At 50.2% G+C, this 24584-nt stretch carries 22 protein-coding genes; all 22 read left to right on the top strand.

The annotated features are described in order from the left end of the window. Window positions 1–2: 2 nt before the first annotated feature. The 22 genes from fcl (at window position 3) to AFK67_RS22915 (ending at window position 24558) form a co-directional block, all read left to right on the top strand. Window positions 3–968 (top strand): GDP-L-fucose synthase, encoded by a 966-nt coding sequence (gene fcl, locus AFK67_RS13235; protein WP_007731943.1) that lies wholly within the window; start codon window positions 3–5, stop codon window positions 966–968. A gap of 2 nt (window positions 969–970) precedes the next feature. After that, window positions 971–1450 (top strand): GDP-mannose mannosyl hydrolase, encoded by a 480-nt coding sequence (locus AFK67_RS13230; protein WP_007731940.1) that lies wholly within the window; start codon window positions 971–973, stop codon window positions 1448–1450. After that, window positions 1447–2670, top strand: coding sequence for a colanic acid biosynthesis fucosyltransferase WcaI (wcaI, locus tag AFK67_RS13225; protein ID WP_007731938.1), 1224 nt, complete (start codon window positions 1447–1449; stop codon window positions 2668–2670). Before AFK67_RS13230 ends, wcaI begins: the two co-directional genes overlap by 4 nt. A 3-nt stretch (window positions 2671–2673) precedes the next feature. Beyond that, entirely contained in the window at window positions 2674–4116 is a 1443-nt protein-coding gene (gene cpsB / locus AFK67_RS13220) for a mannose-1-phosphate guanyltransferase (RefSeq protein WP_007731936.1), read from the top strand. 112 nt (window positions 4117–4228) lie between these two features. Next, complete coding sequence (gene cpsG / locus AFK67_RS13215) at window positions 4229–5599, top strand: colanic acid biosynthesis phosphomannomutase CpsG (protein WP_032967540.1); 1371 nt, start codon at window positions 4229–4231, stop codon at window positions 5597–5599. 93 nt (window positions 5600–5692) lie between these two features. After that, window positions 5693–7087 carry an undecaprenyl-phosphate glucose phosphotransferase gene (gene wcaJ / locus AFK67_RS13210; RefSeq protein ID WP_032967539.1) on the top strand — a complete coding sequence of 465 codons (1395 nt, stop codon included), beginning with the start codon at window positions 5693–5695 and terminating at the stop codon, window positions 7085–7087. Between the two features lie 12 nt (window positions 7088–7099). Further along, on the top strand, window positions 7100–8578 hold the full coding sequence (locus AFK67_RS13205; protein WP_007728988.1) for an MOP flippase family protein: 1479 nt from the start codon (window positions 7100–7102) through the stop codon (window positions 8576–8578). An 80-nt stretch (window positions 8579–8658) separates the two neighbouring features. Continuing rightward, window positions 8659–9939: a colanic acid biosynthesis pyruvyl transferase WcaK gene (wcaK, locus tag AFK67_RS13200; protein WP_007728986.1), complete on the top strand. Its 1281-nt coding sequence runs from the start codon at window positions 8659–8661 to the stop codon at window positions 9937–9939. Further along, window positions 9936–11156: a colanic acid biosynthesis glycosyltransferase WcaL gene (gene wcaL / locus AFK67_RS13195; RefSeq protein ID WP_007728984.1), complete on the top strand. Its 1221-nt coding sequence runs from the start codon at window positions 9936–9938 to the stop codon at window positions 11154–11156. The genes wcaK and wcaL overlap by 4 nt, the downstream gene beginning before the upstream one ends. Before the next feature lie 11 nt (window positions 11157–11167). Continuing rightward, entirely contained in the window at window positions 11168–12583 is a 1416-nt protein-coding gene (gene wcaM / locus AFK67_RS13190) for a colanic acid biosynthesis protein WcaM (RefSeq protein ID WP_038883258.1), read from the top strand. Between the two features lie 214 nt (window positions 12584–12797). Further along, a complete protein-coding gene (locus AFK67_RS13185; RefSeq protein ID WP_007728981.1) occupies window positions 12798–13793 on the top strand; it encodes an NAD-dependent epimerase/dehydratase family protein in 996 nt (331 codons plus the stop codon). A gap of 233 nt (window positions 13794–14026) precedes the next feature. Beyond that, entirely contained in the window at window positions 14027–14917 is an 891-nt protein-coding gene (gene galF / locus AFK67_RS13180; protein WP_038870797.1) for a UTP--glucose-1-phosphate uridylyltransferase GalF, read from the top strand. Between the two features lie 392 nt (window positions 14918–15309). Next, entirely contained in the window at window positions 15310–16383 is a 1074-nt protein-coding gene (gene rfbB / locus AFK67_RS13175; protein ID WP_007728977.1) for a dTDP-glucose 4,6-dehydratase, read from the top strand. 2 nt (window positions 16384–16385) lie between these two features. After that, on the top strand, window positions 16386–17255 hold the full coding sequence (gene rfbA / locus AFK67_RS13170; protein WP_032967538.1) for a glucose-1-phosphate thymidylyltransferase RfbA: 870 nt from the start codon (window positions 16386–16388) through the stop codon (window positions 17253–17255). After that, the gene (locus tag AFK67_RS13165) at window positions 17252–17674 is read left to right on the top strand and encodes a sugar 3,4-ketoisomerase (protein WP_032967537.1); all 423 of its coding nucleotides are present in this window, start codon (window positions 17252–17254) and stop codon (window positions 17672–17674) included. Before rfbA ends, AFK67_RS13165 begins: the two co-directional genes overlap by 4 nt. Continuing rightward, the gene (locus tag AFK67_RS13160) at window positions 17646–18098 is read left to right on the top strand and encodes a GNAT family N-acetyltransferase (RefSeq protein WP_032967536.1); all 453 of its coding nucleotides are present in this window, start codon (window positions 17646–17648) and stop codon (window positions 18096–18098) included. The genes AFK67_RS13165 and AFK67_RS13160 overlap by 29 nt, the downstream gene beginning before the upstream one ends. Next, a complete protein-coding gene (locus AFK67_RS13155) occupies window positions 18099–19031 on the top strand; it encodes a GNAT family N-acetyltransferase (RefSeq protein WP_038883259.1) in 933 nt (310 codons plus the stop codon). Next, window positions 19031–20134 carry a DegT/DnrJ/EryC1/StrS family aminotransferase gene (locus AFK67_RS13150; RefSeq protein ID WP_038883261.1) on the top strand — a complete coding sequence of 368 codons (1104 nt, stop codon included), beginning with the start codon at window positions 19031–19033 and terminating at the stop codon, window positions 20132–20134. The genes AFK67_RS13155 and AFK67_RS13150 overlap by 1 nt, the downstream gene beginning before the upstream one ends. Further along, window positions 20131–21381 carry an O-antigen translocase gene (locus AFK67_RS13145; protein ID WP_007728965.1) on the top strand — a complete coding sequence of 417 codons (1251 nt, stop codon included), beginning with the start codon at window positions 20131–20133 and terminating at the stop codon, window positions 21379–21381. The genes AFK67_RS13150 and AFK67_RS13145 overlap by 4 nt, the downstream gene beginning before the upstream one ends. A gap of 8 nt (window positions 21382–21389) precedes the next feature. Continuing rightward, window positions 21390–22574 (top strand): glycosyltransferase family protein, encoded by a 1185-nt coding sequence (locus tag AFK67_RS13140; protein WP_007728964.1) that lies wholly within the window; start codon window positions 21390–21392, stop codon window positions 22572–22574. Continuing rightward, entirely contained in the window at window positions 22558–23766 is a 1209-nt protein-coding gene (locus tag AFK67_RS13135; RefSeq protein WP_038883262.1) for an EpsG family protein, read from the top strand. Before AFK67_RS13140 ends, AFK67_RS13135 begins: the two co-directional genes overlap by 17 nt. 12 nt (window positions 23767–23778) lie before the next feature. Beyond that, the gene (locus AFK67_RS22915) at window positions 23779–24558 is read left to right on the top strand and encodes a hypothetical protein (RefSeq protein WP_134792941.1); all 780 of its coding nucleotides are present in this window, start codon (window positions 23779–23781) and stop codon (window positions 24556–24558) included. Window positions 24559–24584 lie beyond the last annotated feature (26 nt).

Here is a 24584-nt window from a genome sequence, read left to right as displayed (position 1 = left end):
GCATGAAAAAGCAACGTATTTTTGTGGCCGGCCACCGTGGGATGGTGGGGTCGGCCATCGTTCGCCAGCTTGAGCAGCGCGACGATGTCGAGCTGGTGCTCAAAGGGCGTGACGAGCTGAACCTGCTGGACAGCGCGGCGGTCAACGCGTTCTTCGCGGATGCCGCGCTCGACCAGGTTTACCTGGCGGCGGCGAAGGTGGGCGGCATTGTCGCTAACAACACCTATCCGGCGGACTTCATCTACGAAAATATGATGATTGAGAGCAACATCATTCACGCGGCGCATCTGCACAACGTGAACAAGCTGTTGTTCCTCGGATCGTCGTGCATCTACCCGAAACTGGCTAACCAGCCCATTGCGGAAAGCGAACTGTTGCAAGGGACGCTGGAGCCGACGAACGAGCCGTACGCCATCGCCAAAATCGCAGGCATCAAGCTGTGCGAGTCATACAACCGCCAGCATAACCGCGACTACCGCTCGGTGATGCCGACCAACCTGTATGGTCCGCATGACAACTTCCACCCGAGCAACTCGCACGTTATCCCGGCCCTGCTGCGTCGCTTCCACGAAGCGACCCAGGAAAACGCCGCGGACGTGGTGGTGTGGGGCAGCGGTACGCCGATGCGCGAATTCCTGCATGTGGATGACATGGCGGCCGCCAGCATTCACGTGATGGAGCTCGACCGCGAAGTGTGGCAGGAGAACACCGAGCCGATGCTGTCGCACATTAACGTGGGCACCGGCGTTGACTGCACCATCCGCGAGCTGGCGCAGACCATCGCTAAAGTGGTGGGCTACAAAGGCCGCGTGGTGTTTGACGCCTCAAAACCGGACGGTACGCCGCGCAAGCTGCTCGACGTCAATCGTCTGCACTCACTGGGCTGGTATCACGAGATTTCACTGGAGGCGGGCCTTGCCAGCACTTACCAGTGGTTCCTTGAAAACCAGCATCGTTTCCGGGGGTAAGGATGTTTTTAAGTCAGGAAGATTTTGCCACCGTGGTGCGCTCCACGCCGCTTATCTCCATCGATCTGATTGTCGAGAACGAGCAGGGGGAGTTCCTGCTCGGTCATCGCACCAATCGTCCGGCGCAGGGCTTCTGGTTCGTGCCGGGCGGTCGGGTTCAGAAAGATGAGCCGCTGGCGCAGGCGTTTGAACGTTTGACGCAGGCGGAGCTTGGCAAACGCTTTTCGATGCCGGAGGGAGAGTTTTACGGCGTCTGGCAGCACTTCTATGACGACAACTTCTCCGGGACCGACTTCACGACCCACTACATCGTGCTGGGCTTCCGGCTGCGTGTGAAAGCGGATGAACTCAACCTGCCCAAAGAGCAGCACGAAGCTTACCGCTGGCAGTCGCCCGCCTCGATTGTGGCCAGTGAAGATGTGCACGACAACAGCCGCGCCTACTTTATGGCTGAACGTTTTGCCGGAGTACCAGGCTTATGAAAATCCTGGTCTACGGCATCAACTACTCGCCGGAGCTGACCGGTATCGGTAAGTACACCGGCGAGATGGTGGAATGGATGGCCCGTCAGGGCCATGAGGTGCGGGTCATTACCGCACCGCCTTACTACCCGGCCTGGAAAGTGGGGGAGAACTACTCCTCCTGGCGCTGGCGCAAAGAGCAGGGCGCCGCCACGGTGTGGCGCTGCCCGCTTTATGTCCCGAAACAACCTTCTACGTTAAAACGCCTGATCCATCTCGGCAGCTTCGCGGCGAGTTCATTCTTCCCGCTGCTGGCCCAGCGTCGCTGGAAGCCGGATCGCATCATCGGCGTGGTGCCGACGCTGTTCTGCACGCCGGGCATGCGCCTGCTGGCGAAGCTCTCCGGCGCGAAAACCGTGTTGCACATTCAGGATTACGAAGTGGACGCCATGCTCGGTCTTGGCATGGCGGGCCGCGGCAAGGGGGGCAAAATCGCCCGTCTCGCCAGCCGTTTTGAGCGCAGTGGTCTGCATAACGTCGATAACGTTTCGACTATTTCGCGCTCGATGATGAACAAAGCCAAAGAAAAAGGGGTTCCCCCGGAGCGCGTGATTTTCTTCCCGAACTGGTCAGAAGTGGCGCGGTTCCGTGATGTGAAAACCGAAGAGGTTGACGCGCTGCGCCGCGAGCTGGGCCTGCCGGCGGATAAAAAAATCATCCTTTATTCCGGCAACATCGGGGAGAAACAGGGCCTGGAAAACGCCATTGAGGTGGCGGCCCGCTTTACCGACCAGCCGTGGATTTTCGCCATTGTCGGCCAGGGCGGCGGCAAGGCGCGTCTTGAGAAGATGGTCGCGGAGCGCGGACTGACCAACGTCCGGTTCTTCCCGCTACAGCCTTATGAAGCCCTTCCGGCGCTGCTCAAGATGGCGGATTGCCATCTGGTTATCCAGAAGCGCGGCGCGGCGGACGCGGTTCTGCCGTCCAAGCTCACTAACATTCTGGCGGTGGGCGGCAATGCGGTGATCACCGCTGAGCACGACACCGAGCTCGGACAGCTCTGTATCGCCGAGCCTGGCATCGCCGTCTGCGTGGAGCCGGAATCGGTCGACGCGCTGGCGCAGGGGATCGAAAGCGCGTTGGCGCTGCCCAAAGACAACACGGTGGCACGTGAATATGCCGAACGCACGCTCGAAAAAGAGAACGTGTTAAGCCAATTTATCGCTGATATTCGGGGTTAAGCCATGAGTCAGTCAAAACTCTTTCCGGTAATTATGGCAGGGGGCTCCGGCAGCCGTCTGTGGCCGCTTTCCCGCGTGCTTTACCCAAAACAGTTCCTCTGCCTGAAAGGGGATCTGACAATGCTTCAGACCACCGTCTGCCGCTTAAACGGCGTGCAGTGCGAAAGCCCGGTGGTTATCTGTAACGAACAGCATCGCTTTATTGTTGCCGAGCAGCTGCGCCAGCTGAACAAGCTCACCGAAAACATCATTCTTGAGCCTGCCGGGCGCAACACTGCGCCTGCCATTGCGCTGGCGGCGCTGGCGGCGAAACGCAACAGCCCGGACACCGATCCGCTGATGCTGGTGCTGGCCGCCGACCATGTGATTCAGGATGAAGACGCGTTTCGCAGCGCCGTGCGCGCCGCGATGCCGTTTGCCGAGAGCGGCAAACTGGTCACCTTCGGCATCGTGCCGAACCTGCCGGAAACCGGCTACGGCTACATCCGCCGCGGCGAAGTGTGCAACCCGGAAGTGGCGGTAGACGCCGTCGCTTTCAGCGTCGCGCAGTTCGTCGAAAAACCGGATCTGGAAACTGCCCGTTCTTACGTCAACAGCGGCGAATATTACTGGAACAGCGGTATGTTCCTGTTCCGCGCCGGCCGTTACCTGGAAGAACTCGCGAAATACCGCCCGGATATTCTGGACGCCTGTGAAAACGCCATGAACGCGGTTGACCCGGATCTCGACTTTATCCGCGTCGATGAAGAAGCCTTCCTGGCGTGCCCGGAAGAGTCTATCGACTACGCGGTGATGGAAAAAACCGCCGACGCGGTGGTGGTGCCAATGGACGCGGGCTGGAGCGATGTCGGCTCCTGGTCGTCGCTATGGGAGATTTCCAGCCGCTCGCCGGAAGGCAACGTGCATCACGGCGACGTGATTTCGCACAACACCGAGAACAGCTATGTCTATGCCGAGTCGGGTCTGGTCACTACCGTTGGCGTGAAAGATCTCGTCGTGGTCCAGACCAAAGACGCGGTGCTGATTGCCGACCGTAACCACGTCCAGGACGTGAAAAAAGTGGTCGAGCAGATCAAAGCCGATGGCCGTCACGAGCATCACATCCACCGCGAAGTGTACCGTCCGTGGGGCAAATATGACTCCATCGATCAGGGCGACCGCTATCAGGTGAAACGCATCACCGTCAAGCCGGGCGAAGGGCTCTCATTGCAGATGCATCATCACCGCGCTGAACACTGGATAGTCGTGGCGGGCACCGCGAAGGTGACGATTAACGACGAGGTGAAACTGGTGGGTGAGAACGAGTCGGTCTACATCCCGCTCGGCGCCACCCACTGCCTGGAAAACCCCGGCAAGATCCCGCTGGATCTGATTGAAGTGCGCTCCGGCACGTATCTGGAAGAAGACGATGTGATTCGCTTCGCTGACCGTTACGGGCGGGTGTAATTCTGCGGCACGGTTTGCGCCCCGGTCTCGCCAGTCGCGACCGGGGACGCGACACCAGCGGCAGAAGCTTGCAGAATTTTTTCCGACAAAAAAGACAACCCAAGAGATAAAAATGGAAAAGTTAACGTGTTTTAAAGCTTACGACATTCGTGGGCGTCTGGGCGAAGAACTGAATGACGATATCGCGTGGCGTATTGGCCGCGCCTATGGCGAGTTCCTGAAACCGAAAACCATCGTGCTGGGCGGCGACGTGCGCCTGACCAGCGAATCCCTGAAGCTTTCGCTTGCGAAAGGCCTGCAGGACGCGGGCGTGGACGTGCTGGATATCGGCCTGTCCGGCACCGAAGAGATTTACTTCGCGACCTTCCATCTGGGCGTGGACGGCGGCATCGAAGTGACCGCGAGCCACAACCCGATGGACTACAACGGCATGAAACTGGTGCGCGAAGGCGCGCGCCCCATCAGCGGCGATACCGGCCTTCGCGACGTGCAGCGTCTCGCGGAAGCGAATGACTTCCCGCCGGTGAACGAGGCGAAGCGCGGCAGCTACAAAAAAATCGACCTGCGCGACGCGTATATCGACCATCTGCTGGGCTATATCGACGTTAACAACCTCAAGCCGCTGAAACTGGTGATTAACTCCGGCAACGGCGCGGCGGGCCCGGTCGTGGACGCTATCGAAGCGCGCTTTAACTCGCAGGGTGTGCCGGTTGAGTTCATCAAAGTTCATAACACCCCGGACGGCAATTTCCCGAACGGTATTCCTAACCCGCTGCTGCCGGAGTGCCGCGACGACACCCGTAACGCGGTGATTGAGCACGGCGCGGACATGGGCATCGCGTTTGACGGCGATTTCGACCGCTGCTTCCTGTTTGACGAGACCGGGCAGTTTATCGAGGGCTACTACATTGTCGGCCTGCTGGCCGAAGCGTTCCTCGAAAAACACCCAGGCGCGAAAATCATTCACGATCCGCGTCTGTCCTGGAACACCGTCGACGTGGTGAAAGCCGCAGGCGGCGTGCCGGTGATGTCGAAAACCGGCCACGCGTTTATCAAAGAGCGTATGCGCCAGGAAGACGCCATCTACGGCGGCGAGATGAGCGCGCACCATTACTTCCGTGATTTCGCCTACTGCGACAGCGGCATGATCCCGTGGCTGCTGGTCACCGAACTGCTGTGCCTGAAAGGCCAGTCGCTGGGCGAGCTGGTACGCGACCGTATGGCGGCGTTCCCGGCGAGCGGCGAAATCAACAGCAAACTGGCAGAGCCTGCCGTGGCGATTAAGCGTGTGGAAGATCACTACGCGCCGCAGGCGAGCGAGACCGACCACACCGACGGCATCAGCATGGCGTTTGGCGAATGGCGCTTTAACCTGCGCTCGTCTAATACCGAGCCGGTGGTGCGTCTTAACGTGGAGTCGCGCGGCGATACCGCGTTAATGCAGGCGAAAACCGAAGAAATTCTGGCTCTGCTGAATCAGTAAAACGGCGCGGCCGCCCGTTTCCTCCGCAGGCACAGGCCAGCCGGGAGACGGGCAGCCGCTTAACTGCGCCTTACGGCGCCTGAAGGTACGACGATGACAAATCTAAAAAAGCGCGAACGAGCCAAGACAAATGCATCGTTAATCTCTCTGGTGCAACGATTCTCCGACATAACCATTATGTTCGTCGGACTGTGGGTGGTGTGCAGGATCAATGAGCTGCCGTTTTTCTACATGCATCTTCTGATGGCCCTGACCACCCTCGTTGTCTTCCAGATGATTGGCGGGATCACCGATTTCTATCGCTCCTGGCGCGGCGTCAAAATCTCGACCGAACTGCTGCTGCTGTTGCAGAACTGGACCATGAGCGTGGTGTTCAGCGCCGGTCTGATGGCGTTTAACCCCGACTTCGAAAGCCCGTTCCGCGTCTATTTCGCCTGGTATCTGCTGACCGGCACCGGCATGGTGATTTGCCGTTCGGCGATTCGCTTTGGCGCGGGCTGGCTGCGTAATCGTGGCTACAACACCCGCCGCGTGGCGATTGCGGGCGCGCAGCCGGTGGGCCAGCAGCTGGCAGAGAGTTTTCGCAACGAGCCCTGGCTGGGCTTTGATGTGGTCGGTATTTACCACGACCCGGAGCCGGGCGGCGTGCCGACTGGCTGGGCCGGCAACCTTGAGCAGCTGGTGGAAGACGCCCGTGCGGGCAAGATCCACAACGTCTATATCGCGATGTCGATGAGCGAAGAGGCGGCGATGAAGAAGCTGGTGCGCCGGCTCTCCGATACCACCTGCTCTGTGATGCTGATCCCGGACGTGTTTACGTTCAATATTCTGCACTCGCGCCTGGACGACGTGAACGGCGTGCCGGTGGTGCCGCTGTATGACACGCCGCTCTCTGGCATCAACCGCATCCTTAAGCGCGTGGAAGATATCATTCTGGCCTCGATGATCCTGCTGCTGATTTCGCCGGTGCTGTGCTGTATCGCGGTCGCCGTGAAGCTCAGCTCGCCGGGCCCGATTATCTTCCGCCAGACCCGCTACGGTATGGACGGCAAGCCAATTATGGTGTGGAAGTTCCGCTCCATGCGCGTGATGGAAAACGACAAGGTGGTGAAGCAGGCGACCCAGAACGACCCGCGCGTCACCAAAGTGGGCAACTTCCTGCGTCGTACCTCGCTTGATGAACTGCCGCAGTTTATCAACGTGCTCACCGGCGAGATGTCGATTGTCGGCCCGCGTCCGCACGCGGTGGCGCATAACGAACAGTATCGCGCGCTGATTCAGGGCTACATGCTGCGCCATAAAGTCAAACCGGGCATCACCGGCTGGGCGCAGATCAACGGCTGGCGCGGCGAGACCGATACCCTGGAGAAGATGGAAAAACGCATCGAGTTCGATCTGGAGTACATCCGCGAGTGGAGCGTATGGCTCGATATCAAAATCGTTTTCCTGACGGTGTTTAAAGGCTTTGTTAACAAAGCGGCTTATTAAGGGTAGTGGGTCATGAGCCTTCGCGACAAAACCATTAGCGGCGCCAAGTGGTCCGCGATTTCGACGGTCATCATCATCAGCCTCGGGCTGGTACAGATGACCATCCTGGCGCGGCTGATGGATGGTCATCAGTTCGGGCTGCTGACCATCAGCCTGGTGATTATCGCGCTGGCCGATACGCTCTCCGATTTCGGGATTGCGAACTCGATTATCCAGCGCAAAACCATCAGCCATCTCGAACTGACGACGCTCTACTGGCTGAACGTCGGGCTCGGGATCGTGGTCTGCGCGGTGGTGTTTCTGCTAAGCGACCTGATTGCGGCCGTGCTGCATAACCCGGATCTGGCACCGCTGATTAAGACGCTGGCCTTCGCCTTTGTGGTTATCCCGCACGGCCAGCAGTTCCGCGCGCTGATGCAAAAAGAGCTTGAATTCAACAAGATTGGCTCCATTGAAACCTTCTCGGTACTGGCGGGCTTCACCTTTACGGTGGTGTCCGCGCAGTACTGGCCGGTGGCGATGACCGCCATTCTCGGTTATCTGGTCAACACCGCGGTGCGCACCCTGCTGTTTGGCTTCTTCGGGCGCAAGATTTACCGGCCGGGCCTACATTTCTCGCTGGCGTCTGTGTCGTCTAACCTGAAGTTCGGCGCGTGGCTGACCGCCGACAGTCTGGTGAACTACATCAACACCAACCTCTCAACGCTGGTGCTGGCGCGTATTCTTGGCGCGGCGGTGGCTGGCGGCTATAACCTCGCCTACAACGTGGCGGTCGTGCCGCCGATGAAACTCAACCCCATCATCACCCGCGTGCTGTTCCCGGCGTTCGCCAAAATTCAGGACGATACCGAAAAGCTGCGCGTGAATTTTTACAAGCTGCTGTCGGTGGTCGGGATTATTAACTTCCCGGCGCTGCTGGGGCTGATGGTGGTGTCGAATAACTTCGTGCCGCTGGTGTTTGGCGAAAAGTGGGTGAGCATCGTACCGATTCTGCAACTGCTGTGCGTCGTCGGCCTGCTGCGCTCTATCGGTAACCCGATTGGCTCGCTGCTGATGGCGAAAGCGCGCGTCGATATCAGCTTTAAATTCAACGTGTTTAAAACCTTCCTGTTTATTCCGGCCATTGTGGCGGGCGGGCATTTCGGCGGCGCGCTCGGCGTGACGCTGGGCTTCCTGCTGGTGCAGGTGATTAACACTATTCTGAGCTATTTCATCATGATTAAGCCGGTGCTGGGCTCCAGCTACCGCGAGTATATCCAGAGCATTCTGCTGCCATTCTGGCTCTCGTTGCCTACTCTGGTGGTCAGCTTCGCGCTGGGCGTGGCGCTGAAGGGGCATCTGCCGCTCGCCTCGCTGCTGGCGGTGCAGATTGCGGCGGGCGTGCTGGCTTTCGCCGTGACGATTGTGCTGTCGCGCAATGCGCTGGTGGTGGAACTGAAACGTCAGTTTTGCCGCAACGATAAAATGAAAATGCTGCTCCGTGCAGGCTGATCCCGTTAAAAATTATTGATGCGCAAGTCCCTGCGGCCGGAGTGCCGCGAAGAGGGCGCGCGTATATTTCAGAGGTCAACATGAAGTTACTCATTCTTGGCAACCACACCTGCGGAAACCGTGGCGACAGCGCCATCCTGCGCGGCTTGATTGATTCGATAACGCTTCAGGACCCGACGGCGGAAGTGGACGTAATGAGCCGCTACCCGGTGAGTTCCGCCTGGCTGCTGGACAGAGAGGTCATGCCTGACCCGCTCTACAAACAGATGAAGCAGTTTAACAACGCCGCGGGCGTCATGGGCCGCGTGAAGAAAGTGCTGCGTCGTCGCTATCAGCACCAGGTGCTGCTCGCCAAAGTGACCGGCAACGGGAAGCTTCGCAATATCTCCCTGCCGCAGGGCTTCACCGATTTCGTGGGGCTGCTTGGCGGCTATGACGCGATTATCCAGGTCGGCGGCTCGTTCTTTGTCGATCTCTACGGCACCCCGCAGTTTGAACATGCGTTGTGCGCCTTTATGGCGAAAAAGCCGCTGTTTATGGTTGGCCACAGCGTCGGCCCGTTCCAGGAGCCGCAGTTTAATCAGCTGGCTAACTACGTCTTCGGCCACTGCGACGCGCTGATCCTGCGTGAAACCGTGAGTCTGGATCTGATGAAAAAAGGCCAGATTGACACCTCGAAAGTGGAACTGGGCGTTGATACCGCCTGGCTTGTCGAACATCATCATGACGATTTCGTCCCGAGCTACGCCGTGCAGCACTGGCTGGACGTGGCGGCGCGCGATAAAACCGTGGCGATCACGCTACGCGAGCTGGCGCCGTTCGATAAACGTCTCGGTACGACCCAGCAGGCCTACGAGCAGGCGTTCGCGAATGTGGTCAACCGCATCATCGACGAAGGCTACCAGGTGCTGGCGCTCTCCACCTGTACCGGCATCGACAGCTATAACAAAGATGACCGCATGGTGGCGCTCAACCTCAGCAAATTAGTGAAAGACCCGTCGCGCTTCCACGTGGTGATGGATGAGCTGAACGACCTCGAAATGGGCAAAATTCTCGGCGCGTGCGAGCTGACCGTCGGGACTCGTCTGCATTCGGCGATTATCTCGATGAACTTCGGCACGCCTGCCATCGCGATTAACTACGAGCACAAGTCGGCGGGCATTATGCAGCAGCTCGGCCTGCCGGAGATGGCGATTGAGATCCGTCATCTGCTGGACGGCTCGCTGCAGGCGATGGTGGCGGACACCTTAGGCCAGCTGCCGGTGATTAACGAGCGCCTGTCGGCGGCTGTCGCCGCCGAGCGTGAGAAGGGCCAGCAGATGGTAAAATCCGTGCTGCTGCGCGCGGGAGGGGCCCGATGAAAGTCAGCTTCTTTCTGCTGAAATTCCCGGTCGCCTCGGAAACGTTCGTCCTGAACCAGATAGTCGGCTTTATCAATATGGGGTATGAGGTGGAGATCGTCTCGCTGCAGAAGGGCGATCTGAAAAACACGCATGCCGCGTACACCGAGTACAACCTGGCGCAGAAAACCCGTTTTCTGCTGGAGGAGCCGGAAGGCAAGGCCGCCAAGCTGAAATACCGCGCCACGCATACCGCGCGCGGGTTGTTTAACGCCCGCACCTGGCGGGCGCTCAATATGGGCCGCTACGGCGATGAGGCGCGTAACCTTATTCTCTCTGCAATATGTGGACGCGTGCCAGGTACGCTGAAAGCCGACGTGTTTATCGCGCACTTTGGCCCGGCGGGGGTCACCGCCGCGAAACTGCGCGAACTCGGCGTGCTGGACGGCAAAATCGCCACCGTGTTCCACGGTATCGATGTGTCGCACCGCGAGGTACTGACGCGCTATACGCCGGAGTATCAGCAGCTGTTTCGCCGCGGCGATCTGATGCTGCCGATTAGCGAGCTGTGGGCTGAGCGCCTCAAAGCGATGGGCTGCCCGCAGGAGAAAATCGCCGTCTCGCGCATGGGCGTGGACATGGAGAAATTCTCGCTGCGCCCGCTCAAGCAGCCGGGCACGCCGCTTGAGATTATCTCGGTGGCGCGTCTGACCGAGAAAAAAGGGCTGCATGTGGCGATCGAAGCGTGTCGCCTGCTGAAAGGCCGCGGCGTGGATTTTCGTTACAACATCCTGGGCACCGGGCCGTGGGAGCGCCGTCTGCATACGCTGATTGAGCAATATGGACTGGAAGATTGCGTGTTTATGCCGGGCTTTAAGCCGAGCCATGAAGTTAAGGCGATGCTGGACGAGGCCGATCTGTTCCTGCTGCCGTCCGTCACGGGCGTTGATGGCGACATGGAGGGCATTCCGGTCGCGCTGATGGAGGCGATGGCGGTGGGTATTCCGGTCGTCTCCACGCTGCACAGCGGGATTCCTGAGCTTATCGACGCCGAAAAATCGGGCTGGCTGGTGCCGGAGAATGACCCCCAGGCGCTGGCGGAAAAACTGCAGGCCTTCGCCGGGATCGACGAGCAGACGCTGCGCCCGATGCTGACCCGCGCCCGTGAAAAAGTGGAAACCGAGTTTAACCAGCAGCGTATCTACCGCGAACTCGCGGGCCTGCTGCAAACCCTGTAACCCGAGGTTTTATGCGTAAACTGATGTCGTCCGGGCGCCTTTCCCGCCGGACTTTCGTGCAGGCCAGCGCCGCCACGGCGCTGCTGCCACTGTTGCACAGCCGCGCCGCCCACGCCATTACCGGCGGCAAAACGGTGAATGTCGCCGATTACTACCGCGATAACTGGCCGCAGGCCTTTAAGCTGGCGTTCAGTGAGGCGCAGACGGTTGAGGTGCCCGCGAACCTCACCTGCGACAATATCAACAGCCCGGTGTTTATGCCCGCCGGTAAAACCCTGCGGGTGCTTGGCGCGCTCAAGGGCAACGGCAAAGGGCGGTTTATTCTCCAGGACGGCTGCCAGATCCTCGGCGAGAAGAAAGGGCGCCTGCATAACATTATTCTCGACGTGCGCGGCTCGCAGGTGGCGATTAAAGGCATCGAGATGACCGGCTTCGGCCCGGTGATGCAGATTTATATCGGCGGCAAAAAGCCGCAGAAGATGCAGGATCTCGTGATTGACGATATCTACATTCACGACGCCAACTACGGCATTCTGCGCCAGGGCTTTCATAACGAACTGCGCGACGTGCGCATTACTAACGGGCGCTTTGAGCGTCTGCAGGGCGATGCTATCGAATGGAACGTCGCGATTAACGATTCCGAACTTCTTATCTCCGATCACGTGCTCGACCAGATCAACTGCACGAACGGCAAAATTAACTGGGGCATTGGCATCGGTCTTGCGGGCAGCACTTACGATAATGCCTACCCGGAAAGCCAGGCGGTGAAGAATTTTGTCGTGGCGAATATTACCGGCAGCAACTGCCGCCAGCTGGTACACGTCGAGAACGGCAAGCATTTCGTTATTCGTAATGTGAAGGCGAAAAACATCACGCCAGACTTCAGTAAAACCGCCGGCATCGATAACGCGACGGTAGCGATCTACGGCTGTGATAACTTCCTGATTGATAACGTCCAGATGGTGAACAGCGCCGGAATGCTGATTGGCTATGGCGTCATCAAAGGTAACTATCTGTCGATTCCGCAGAACTTCAAGCTTAACGATATCCATATGGATAACCGCAACCTGCCGTATAAGCTGCGCGGCATCCAGATCTCTTCCGGTAACGCCACCTCGTTCGTCGCCATTACCAATGTCGATATGAAGCGCGCCACGCTTGAGCTGCATAACAAACCGCAGCATCTGTTTGTGCGCAACGTAAAGGTGATGCAGGAGTCGTCCGTTGGCCCGGCGCTGAAGATGCATTTCGACCTGCGTAAAGACGTGCGCGGCCGCTTTATGGCCAAAGACGACACGCTGCTGTCTCTCGCGAATATCCAGGCAGTGAATGAGAAAGGGCAGAGTTCAGTCGACATTGACCGCGTGGATCATCAGCATGTGAAGGTGGAAGCGCTGAATTTTGCGCTGCCTCAAAAGGCGCGCTAAACGAGGCAGGCAATCATACGGTGCGGCTTTTTTAAGGCAACGCCTGCGCGTTTTATGAACAAAATCACGCGATTTCATACTGGCGATCCGGCAGTAAAAGCTTATACTTCCTCAAATTATTAAGGGAACCTCATTAACTGAAAGTTGCTTCCTGGAAGGCAGGGCGGCGCTTTCAGTTTTTTATTGAAGTAGTCACTAACGCATCGGGCAGGATATGAAAGAGAAGGTAATTTTTATCGGCGCGTCTGGGTTTGTCGGCACCAGACTCATTGAGAGGGCACTGTCTGACTTCGATATCACGAATTTTGACAAGCAAAACAGCCATTTCTATCCCGATATCACGGTAGCGGGCGATGTGCGTGATAAAGCCTCGCTTGAGAAACAGCTTAGCGAATGCTCTACCGTTGTCCTTCTGGCCGCCGAGCACCGTGATGATGTGAGCCCTACCTCGCTCTATTATGACGTCAATGTCGAAGGCACGCGCAATGTGCTGGAAGCGATGGATAAGCACAACATCAAGAATATTATCTTCACCAGTTCCGTGGCGGTGTACGGTCTCAATAAAAAGAACCCCGATGAAAACCATCCGGTCGATCCGTTCAATCATTACGGTAAAAGTAAGTGGCAGGCGGAAGAAGTATTGCGTGAGTGGTTTAACCGCGCACCGGAAAGCCGTTCTCTGACCATTGTGCGCCCGACGGTTATTTTCGGAGAGCGCAACCGCGGCAACGTTTATAATTTACTCAAGCAGATTGCCAGTGGCCGCTTTGCGATGGTTGGCGCAGGTAATAACTATAAATCAATGGCTTACGTTGGAAACATTGTTGAGTTTATAACCTGGAAACTGAAAAACGTTACACCCGGATATCAGGTCTACAATTACGTGGATAAGCCGGATCTGAACATGAACCAGCTTGTCGCGGAAGTGGAGAAGAGTCTCGACAAAAAGATCCCTTCTGTCCATTTGCCTTATCCGGTCGGTATGCTCGGTGGCTACTGTTTCGATATGCTGAGTAAAGTGACGGGTAAGAAGTATGCTGTCAGCGCCGTGCGTGTGAAAAAATTCTGCGCAACGACGCAGTTTGATGCCACCAAAGTCCATCAGTCTGGTTTTGTCGCGCCGTACTCGCTCTCAGAAGGGCTCGATCGCACGCTACAATATGAATTTGTCGCCGTAAAACACGACGACATTACCTTCGTTTCTGAGTAAGCGCTCGGGCATTAAAGGAAAACGCGCAGGTTCTTTTCTGCGCGGAAAGGATGCTCTGGAAATCGTATTTGGCTGTTTTCCGAATTCTCTGAGCCCAATTAAGAGTTAAGTCAGTTCTTATGTTATCAGGTATCTGAAAATCGCAGAATGACAGCCATTGAGACATTTTTTACTAAATCACGTGGCTGTGATTGACCAAATTCAAGATAACAAACATTTAGAGGTGGATAGAGATGGTTAATATGAAAGCAGTTATTCCCGTCGCAGGGCTCGGCATGCACATGCTGCCTGCCACCAAGGCGATTCCGAAGGAGATGCTGCCGATTGTCGATAAACCAATGATTCAGTACATTGTCGACGAAATCGTGGCGGCTGGGATCAAGGAAATTGTGCTGGTTACCCACTCCTCCAAAAACGCGGTTGAGAACCACTTCGACACTTCCTACGAACTTGAAGCTCTTCTTGAGCAGCGTGTGAAGCGCCAGCTTCTGGCGGAAGTGCAGTCCATCTGCCCGCCAGGCGTAACCATCATGAACGTCCGCCAGGCGCAGCCGCTGGGGCTTGGCCACTCTATTCTTTGCGCGCGCCCAATTATTGGCGATAACCCATTTGTGGTCGTGCTGCCGGATGTTATTATTGACGCCGCTTCTGCTGACCCGCTGCGCTATAACCTGGCCGCTATGATTGCTCGCTTCCAGGAAAATGGCCGCAGTCAGGTACTGGCGAAGCGTATGGCGGGCGATCTCTCTGAATATTCTGTGATTACCACGCAGGATGCGCTGGATACCGAAGGTAAAATAAGCCGTATCGTGGACTTCATCGAGAAGCCGGATCAGCCGCAGACGCTGAACTCTGACCTGATGGCCGTTGGTCGTTATGTTCTTTCCGCCGACGTATGGGAAGAGCTGGCGAAAACCGAGCCGGGCGCCTGGGGCCGTATTCAGCTGACTGACGCCATCGCGCGCCTTAACGAGAAGCAGCCTGTTGAAGCGATGTTGATGACTGGCGACAGCTACGATTGCGGTAAAAAAATGGGTTACATGAAAGCGTTCGTGAACTACGGCCTGCGTAACCTGAAAGAAGGGCAGAAGTTCCGCGAGAGCATTAAGAAAATCCTGGCGTAAGCCAGTCGCTATGCGCGGTACGCTATACAGGCAGGATAGCCTTGATAAAACGGCAGTTGAGCATTCGGGTTGATAAGCATTTATACTCGACAGACTCGCTGCCGTTTTGTTTTTTTAAGGCTAAAAAACGTTCTGCGTGGTAAGTCAGGCGGTTGCGTTCACAATAGATTCAGCGTAAATCCTGGGCGCTACGATTGATAAAAAATGATGGTAGATTTCTCAGTACACTGGTAGCTGTTGAGCCAGGGGCGGTAGCATTGTGTGAACAGCACATCAAATGAAATTGGTTATTCTTAAAGCGCTATGTCGAAGTGATTTATATTAATGCTCCAAATACCGAACATTACTACAAATTCCTTTTCACAATATCCACATATAAGAGATAACTCGCTGTGAAAATATTAGTCACCGGTGGTGCCGGCTTTATTGGCTCTGCTGTAGTACGACATATTATTGAGAATACCCAGGATTGGGTGGTCAATGTTGATAAGCTTACTTACGCAGGCAATCCGGAATCTGTATCTTCTGCTGAAAATAATGAACGCTATGCCTTTGAACAAGTCGATATTTGCGACCGCGCTGCGCTCGATCGCGTCTTTGAAGAACATCAGCCCGATGCAGTTATGCACCTGGCTGCTGAAAGCCATGTCGATCGTTCAATCAGCGGCCCGGCTGACTTTATCGAAACGAATATCATTGGTACGTATACGCTGCTTGAAGCGGCGCGTGCTTATTGGTCATCATTAAATGATGACCGCAAAGCCGCTTTTCGCTTTCATCATATCTCAACCGACGAAGTCTATGGCGATCTGCCGCACCCTGATGAGTGGCAAACTGGCGAATCGCTCCCCCTTTTTACAGAAGAAACCGCTTACGCGCCAAGTAGCCCTTACTCCGCTTCGAAAGCCTCAAGCGACCACCTGGTACGCGCGTGGCTGCGCACTTATGGATTGCCTACCATCGTGACCAATTGCTCAAACAATTACGGGCCATACCATTTTCCTGAGAAGCTGATCCCGCTGGTGATCCTCAATGCGCTGGATGGTAAACCGTTGCCGGTTTATGGTAAAGGTGATCAAATACGCGACTGGTTATATGTAGAAGATCATGCGCGTGCGCTCTATACCGTAGTGACCCAAGGGCAGGTTGGCCAGACTTATAATATCGGCGGACATAACGAGAAAAAGAACCTTGATGTCGTATTAACCATTTGTGACCTGCTGGATGAGATTAAACCTAAAGCGACGTCTTACCGCGAACAGATCACTTACGTTGCCGACAGACCAGGCCACGATCGCCGTTATGCCATTGATGCTCATAAAATCAGTCGGGAATTAGGCTGGCAGCCGCAGGAAACGTTTGAATCAGGGATTCGTAAAACGGTGCAATGGTATCTGGAAAATTCTCAGTGGGTTGAGAATGTAAAGAGCGGCGACTATAAACTTGACCGTCTGGGGTTAATCTGATTATGAAAGGTATTATACTGGCAGGCGGTTCGGGTACACGCTTGTATCCTATTACGATGGGCGTTTCCAAGCAGTTACTCCCTGTGTATGACAAACCAATGATTTATTATCCGTTGTCGGTGCTAATGCTGGCAGGGATTCGTGACATTCTTATTATTACCACACCTGAAGATAACGCCAGCTTTTGCCGCCTTTTAGGAGATGGGAAAGATTTTGGTATCAATATTGAATATGCTGTTCAGCCTTCGCCTGATGGCCTCGCGCAAGCATTTTTAATTGGTGAAAAGTTTATTGGCAATGAGCCGGTATGCCTGGTGCTGGGCGATAATATATTCTTTGGCCAGGGCTTCAGTCCAATATTAAAACATGCTGCAACCAGGCAAGAGGGAGCGACTATTTTTGCGTATCAGGTCAAGGATCCCGAACGTTTCGGCGTTGTTGAATTCGATAAATCTTTTAACGTGTTATCAGTAGAAGAAAAACCAGTTCAGCCCAAATCAAATTGGGCGGTAACAGGTTTATATTTTTATGATAATGACGTAATTAATATCGCTAAGCAAATTAAACCCTCCGCGCGAGGAGAACTGGAAATTACCGATATTAATGATACATACTTACGCAATAATACGTTAAAAGTCGAGTTATTAGGTCGTGGTTTTGCCTGGCTGGATACTGGCACGCATGATAGCTTAATCGAAGCAGGGTGTTTTGTTGAAACAGTACAAAAACGACAAGGCATGATGGTTGCCTGCCCAGAAGAAATTGCCTGGCGTAATCATTGGTTAAGCGATAATGAGTTATTAGCTATAGGGGCGGGCTTACGCAAAAATGACTACGGTAAATATCTTCTACAACTGATAGAGAATAAATGAATATACAAATTATACCATTACAAAAACATGGTGATGCCAGAGGTTCTTTGATTGCGCTTGAAGAGCAAAAAAACGTTCCATTTAGTATTAAACGTGTTTATTACATGTTTGATACCCAGCAAGGTGTAAGGCGCGGTTTTCATGCCCATAAGCAGTTGATGCAATTAGCTGTGGCGGTTAGAGGTACATGCAAATTTTTGCTGGATGATGGCGTTAGCCAGGAAGTGATAAGTCTTGATGATCCTTCGCAAGGGCTATTAATTGAAAAAATGGTCTGGCATGAGATGTTCGACTATTCAGATGACTGTGTATTAATGGTATTAGCAGATGATCTCTATGATGAGTCTGACTATATTCGTGATTACTCACTGTTTAAAAAGATAGCTGCCGATGGACAATTTAACGCTAACAACGTATGACCGTGATTTTCTTGAGCTGAGTTGGACATGGTTACAAGATCCGGAAATAAAAAAACTAACTTTAACCAGTGATTTTAGCCGGCAGGACCAGGAGAATTTTTTTAATAATCTCAGTCACAGAGAAGATTATATAATTTACGGTGTTAATCTTGGATCGAGAAAAATAGGAGTTGCTGGATTAAAAAACATCAAAGAAAATGATGCAGAATATTGGGGGTACATAGGGGAAAAGGATTTGTGGGGTAAGGGATTAGGCAAGTATCTAATTAGTGCATTAGAAGATGTTGCCAAAAATAAGGGTATCAAAAAACTTTACCTTAAAGTTAGTGATTTAAATGTCAGGGCAATTAAAGCATATCAGAAGTCTGGTTTCGTAATAAATGACCATGAATGTGACATTATCATTATGGAGAAAATGATTTAAATGCTTTCGATACATGAACTTGAACAGAGTGTTTATAATGACTGGGATCAAGTAGTCGAAAATGCTAAAAATGGTCTCTTCTTATTTCAGATTAATTATTTTAAATATCATGAAGCTCGCTTTGATGATTGTTCTTTGATTATAAAGAAAAAAAATAAACCTGTAGCTGTATTTCCCGCCAATCGTATTGGTGCTACCGCTTATAGCCATCAAGGGTTAACATTTGGTGGGTTGATCTTACTTCCCGAACTGCATGCAGTAGATGTGTTAAATATATTTGAGCTGATAAAAGAGCATTACAAGGCGAAAGGAATTAACAACATTATATATAAAGCTATACCATATCCTTTTTCTAAGTATCCTGCTCAAGAGGATTTATATGCTCTATTCAGGAACTCTGCGAGATTAGTTCGTAGGGATATATCAAGCGTCATAGACATTGCAAGAAGACCTAAGCTGTCTGACTCGCGCAAAAATACAATAGTAAAAGCAAAAAAAAATGGTGTGAGAGTTTGCGAATCAACCAATTTTGATAAATTTCACCAAATTCTTTCTGAGGTACTGGCCCGGTTTGGTGCTACACCGGTGCATAGCACGGCTGAACTTCAGCAGTTAAAAATGGGATTTCCACATAATTTAAAGTTATATATAGCTACAAAAGAAGAGGAGTGGTTAGCTGGCGTGCTGGTTTACGATTATGGGCACCTTGTTCATACCCAATATATGGCTAATACACCACAAGGGCGACAAATAGGTGCTCTTGATTATATATTATATTCACTGATTGAAGAAATTTATACGGATAAAAAATACCTGAGTTTCGGTATCTCAACTGAAGACTCAGGGAATTTTTTAAATACTGGGTTGATTGCTCAAAAAGAAGGTTTTGGGGGCAGAGCAGTCGTCCATGATTTTTACGAAATGGAGTTGTAATGATTAATTTTCTTAACTTAAAAAAAATCAATGAAAACTACAAAACTGAATTGATGCAGGCCGTAGAAAATGTCATTGATTCTGGCTGGTATATCAATGGTCAGGAAGTCACTAATTTTGAAAATGAATTTGCAGCTTATTGTAATGTACAGCATGCTATTGGCGTAGCAAACGGTCTGGATGCATTAACGCTCGTGCTTAGGGCATGGAAAGAGCTAGGTAAACTTCAGGATAATGATAAAGTAATAGTGCCCGCTAATACTTATATTGCTTCGATTCTGGCGATTACGCAAAATAATCTTATTCCTGTTTTAGTCGAGCCAAATGAACAAAACTATAATCTGTCTGCTTCGGGCATTGAAAATGCCTGGGACCCGTCTGTAAAAGCGATTTTGCCAGTACATTTATACGGCCAAATATCCCCTATGGAGGAAATAAGGCAATTTGCAAATGACAAAAAAGTTTTAGTGCTGGAAGACTGCGCACAAGCCCATGGTGCATCGATTAATGGAAAAAAAGCGGGTGCATGGGGCGATGCGGCAGCATTCAGTTTTTATCCGGGTAAAAATTTAGGCGCATTAGGCGATGCAGGTGCCATCACCACCAACGACGCTGAGCTGGCAGCCATGTTAAAAGCATTGCGTAATTATGGCTCTCATAAAAAATATGAAAACCTCTATGTTGGGGTTAATAGTCGGTTGGATGAAATGCAGGCTGCCATACTCCGTGTGAAGCTGCCATACCTTGATAAAGAAAATGAGGCGCGGAAAAAAATTGCGCATCGTTACATCAATGAAATTAAAAACCAACACATTTCTTTACCTGTTTTAGGAAAAGAAGAAGCACATGTTTGGCATCTTTTTGTAATCCGAACCCAGAACAGAGACTTGCTTCAGCAACATCTGACGCATTCAGGTGTCCAGACATTAATACATTATCCATTACCGCCTCATAAGCAACAGGCATATAAAGAATATAATCATTATTCTCTTCCTGTTACCGAGAGAATCCACAATGAAGTATTGTCTTTACCGATGGATCCAAACCTGACAGCAGAAGAGGTAAGCTTGGTAATCAAAGCTGTAAATGAGTTTACTGTATGAGGAAAATATTTTCGGTTACGATTTTCACAGCAATGCTCACATTACTAAGAATGCTATGTGGTTTTGCAATTGCGAAAATCGTGGCAATTTATACAGGCCCGGCAGGTATGGCTATGCTGGGCCAGATGCAAAGTATGATTACCTCATTGAATGGAATAGTGACATCGCCTGTAGGTAGTGGTGTTGTCCGCTATACTGCAGAGCATGTCGATAATGGCTACGAAGCTTGCGCCAAATGGTGGCAGGCTTCTCTTCAGTGGGCTTTTGGACTTTTTCTGATTATTGCGCCTCTGGCAGTTTTGCTAAGTAACCAGATTTCAGCTTTTCTTTTTCAAAACGAGAAATTCTATTGGGTAGTTATTTTAAGCTGTATTGTCTTACCCCTTTCTATTATCAATACTACTTTCATTTCTGTTACTAACGGTCAGCAGCAATATAAGAAATATATTTCGGTTGGTTTCATATCTGTAATCATTTCAAGCGCATTAATGGCAGTGATGATCTACATATACAGATTACAGGGTGCGATGATAGCGGCTGCTCTTAATAGTTCAATATCAGGCGTTGTAGTTTTGATGCTCTCGCTGCGGCAGCCATGGCTCAAAATAAGATACTGGATTGGCAAGACGTCTTCAACTCATCGTAAAGCCATTGGCGGTTATGTCATTATGGCTATCACGTCAGCAATAGTTGTACCCTTGTCTCTGGTACTGGTAAGAACCATTTTGGTTAACCATGTAGGATGGGAAGGCGCAGGACAGTGGCAGGCTGTATGGAAAATTTCTGAAGTATATCTTGCCATAATTACACTGGCATTAACTACTTACTACCTTCCTCAATTATCAAAGCTTCAGTCTGCTGAAGAGATCAAGCATGAAATAAATCAAACAGCAAAGATAATACTGCCAATAGTATCTATTCTTGCCCTTGGGGTTTATCTTTTTCGGGATCTGGCGATATATATACTTTTTACGGATGAATTTAAGCCAGCACGGGATTTGTTTGGTATCCAGCTTTTTGGGGATGTAATAAAAATATTAGCCTGGCTGTATGCTTTTCCTATGATCGCTAAAGCTGCAGTTAAATGGTATGTTGCAACGGAAATCATATTTTGTTGTACACTTGTGCTGTTCACTTATTACTTCGTTTTACTGTATGGAGTACAAGGTGCTAACATAGCATATGCTTTAAACTATATTTTTTATTTTATAATTATGTTTTTTAATCTTAAAAGATTTGCAAGGTAGCGTTTGCTATGAATATATTGCTGGTGGGTGAGTTCTCTGGAGTGCATATGACTCTTGCCCGGGCCCTTAAAGATGATGGTCATAATGTAATAATTGTTTCCGATGGGGATTCTTATAAGAATTTTTCACGTGATATAACTATAACTGCTCAGAAAAGAAAGGGTAAATTTGCTGCGCTAGCCAGGATGTTTCTTGACGTTACGGGGACAAAAGGACTAATTACATACTTTAAGCACAGAAAGGTTATTGCCGGTCTTAAAGGTTACGATGTTGTACAGATTATTAATACCGTTCCTTTAGATTGCTTTGGCTCAATAGCTAGCTATTTATTCGTCCGCAAATTAAAAGAAAATAATAAAAAACTCTTTCTCTGTGCTCTTGGCGATGATTATAGATGGGTAAAAGCATGTCTGCTTAATAGGTTTAAATATTCCGCGCTCAGCAATCTTACTATCAAAACATTACATACATATATTTATTCCCTGAAGTACGTGTATGGTATGTTCTTTAAAAAATTACACATGTATGTAGAAAAACAATGTGATGGTATTATCCCTGGTCTTATTGAATATGCAATTGCTTATGAAGGCATTGATAAAGTTACGCCCATAATTCCGCTACCTTTGCCCAAGAAAATATTCGACGAAGCCAATAGTATGGATGCTAATGTGCATACATCTTCCAGCAGGATAACTATTTTTCACGGCTGGCAAGTTGGGCGAGAACTAAAAAAAGGAAATTTTATTTTAGATGAAGCGGTTAAAAGAATCCTGCAATCAAATTTGGCAGGAAAAATTGATTATCAGATTGTCAAGTCTGTACCTTTTGATGAGTATATAACAAGAATTAAAAGCGCAGATATTTTCCTTGACCAGACATACAGCTATGATCGCGGTATGAATGCCATTTTTGGAATGGCATATTCTTCCGTGGTGTTTTCAGGGTTTGAATATGAAAAGGAACAGCATATAGGTATTTCTGCTGAGCCAGATGTCGATCTTATAGAGAAAGAATTAATAAGACTCATCGATGATCCTGTGCTAATGAAAACAATTAAAAATAATGCGCGTGATTATGCTCTGAAGCGACATAATCCAGAAAAGGTAATGCGTAATTACTTAAATGTCTGGCAAGGCTATAATTTAGATGGCTCTCAAACGCATTCGTGGAGCTTAAATGGAAACAATAAATAGTCAACATAAAGAAGACAGGTGGCTTGTCTTTTGTTTTATTTTCACAACGCTATCTGTGCTCACTATGCCATTATGGCTCTCACTGCTATTTTTGGCAGTTATAATATTTTGGGTACCGACCCCGTACAGGTTACTGTTTGTTAGTGTTCTTATTATAGTCTCCGCTTTTTTTAACTCAGGGATTGATATCACAGGGGATTTGAGCACGTATTCGGCGGTATTTTCAAACCTGAATAAAATATCTTATGTTGAGGAGTTTTCATCTGAGCCCTTACTTTTATTTCTTTACGGTATATGCAACCAGTTAGGCTTGGATTTTAAATCGACATTATTTATGCAATCGCTATGCATGAATATTGTTTTATTGTATGCGCTGTGTACCTACTTTGGCTTTAACGGTTTGAAATTTTTCCCGGCGATCATCCTCTATCCACAATTTATTCAGCAGGGGCTTTTTCTGAGCCGCCAATCGCTAAGTACACTTTTCTTTATTACGCTTGTAGCTCAAAGCAAGCTTTTGACAAGGCATTATTTTCGTAATGTTTTTTGGGCCGGGCTAGCATTGCTTGCACACAGTTCTGCCGTAATGAATATTGGTATTTTTTTACTGAGTTATAAAGTAAAAAGGTTTGTGAAGTGGTACTTCGTATTGCCGGTTGTCATTGTTGCAATTCTTTTTCCTTTTAATGATGCTTTTGTAACTCAACACCTTGTATCGCTCGCGAATATTACCGGCGGCCTGGATCGGAAGATTGGCTTTTATATGAATAATATGCCGGATGGAGAAGCGCTCAGTATAATGAGCTTGCTGATGCTACCTCTTCACGCAACGTTCTTGGTCTTAAGTGTCGTTTTGATTAAGTCGCGAAAAGATAAGTCTGACATTGATCCTTTTTCAATTATATTTATATGTTTATACTGTGTCGTGCTTTTTTTGCGTGAATATTCTTTATTACCGACTCGGCTTGGAATGCCTATCGTCGCATTCAGCGCGTTCTTCTTTTACAACATCACCACTTTATACAAACAATATCTCAAAAATATTCATTTAATGGAATCGCTGTTTTTTATCTTTATATGTTTAACATTTATTAGATTTCTTTATACAAATGATTATGGGGATTACGCTATTACACTGTTCGGCAAGCAATCTCTTATAAGTTATCCAATAGATATTCTCTTCAGAAGATAAATTCAGGTAATTATGAAATACATTATTGGTTCAGGTTGGTGGTGTTCGACTGAAAAAGATACCAGAGAAAAACTTTATGGCGATGAAATAATACGCGGCCCTGCTTTCCATAAGGAGTGGTATAACGCTATTACAAAATTCACTTCACCTGAACGTATTTATATAGTTGATAGCAATTCACCTGTTGTGCCAGATTTAGAAGGTTCAATTAATTTTGTATCGTTAAATGAAAATGGTGGGCATTCGACCAGCCTTAAAGGTAAATATTCAGGTTGGATGCGGTCAGTATTACACTCCATGTCCTATGCTCAAAACTGTGATTGTGATTATTATGTTTATGTAGAACAAGACGTGCTGTTGTTTGGCGATGGTATTATAGAACATTGCATCAAACACATGAGCAAACCCTATGCATTTGGTAAATGCAATGATTTTAACAATCCTCTGCAGCAGTCATTTTTCATTATTAAAAAAGAGGCGATTGATAAATTTTTAGCCAGAATTTATTTAATAGACTTTGATGATTCTCAGATATCGCCTGAAAAAAAATTCGCCCTGGCAACAAGTCCGTTTTTTAATTTTGTACCAAAGTTTTTATTTGTTGCTTCAAAAAACAAGTTTTTGAAAAGGCTTTTTTGGCGTTTGCAAAATAAAGTGTGCACTTTGTTAGGGCGTTATGATTATTTACCTATAGGGTATGGAAGGGACAGGCCGATAAATATGCAAGATGATTTCTTTTATTTTCAGCATGCCAGCCAGTCAGAGCTGTCTCAATACCTGAAAATTAAATAAATGTGCATGAATTAAGGTTATTTAGG

Origin of the sequence: Cronobacter dublinensis subsp. dublinensis LMG 23823, assembly GCF_001277235.1 — a bacterium.
Lineage (GTDB): Bacteria > Pseudomonadota > Gammaproteobacteria > Enterobacterales > Enterobacteriaceae > Cronobacter > Cronobacter dublinensis.
This window is presented reverse-complemented; position numbering and strand designations above follow the sequence as displayed.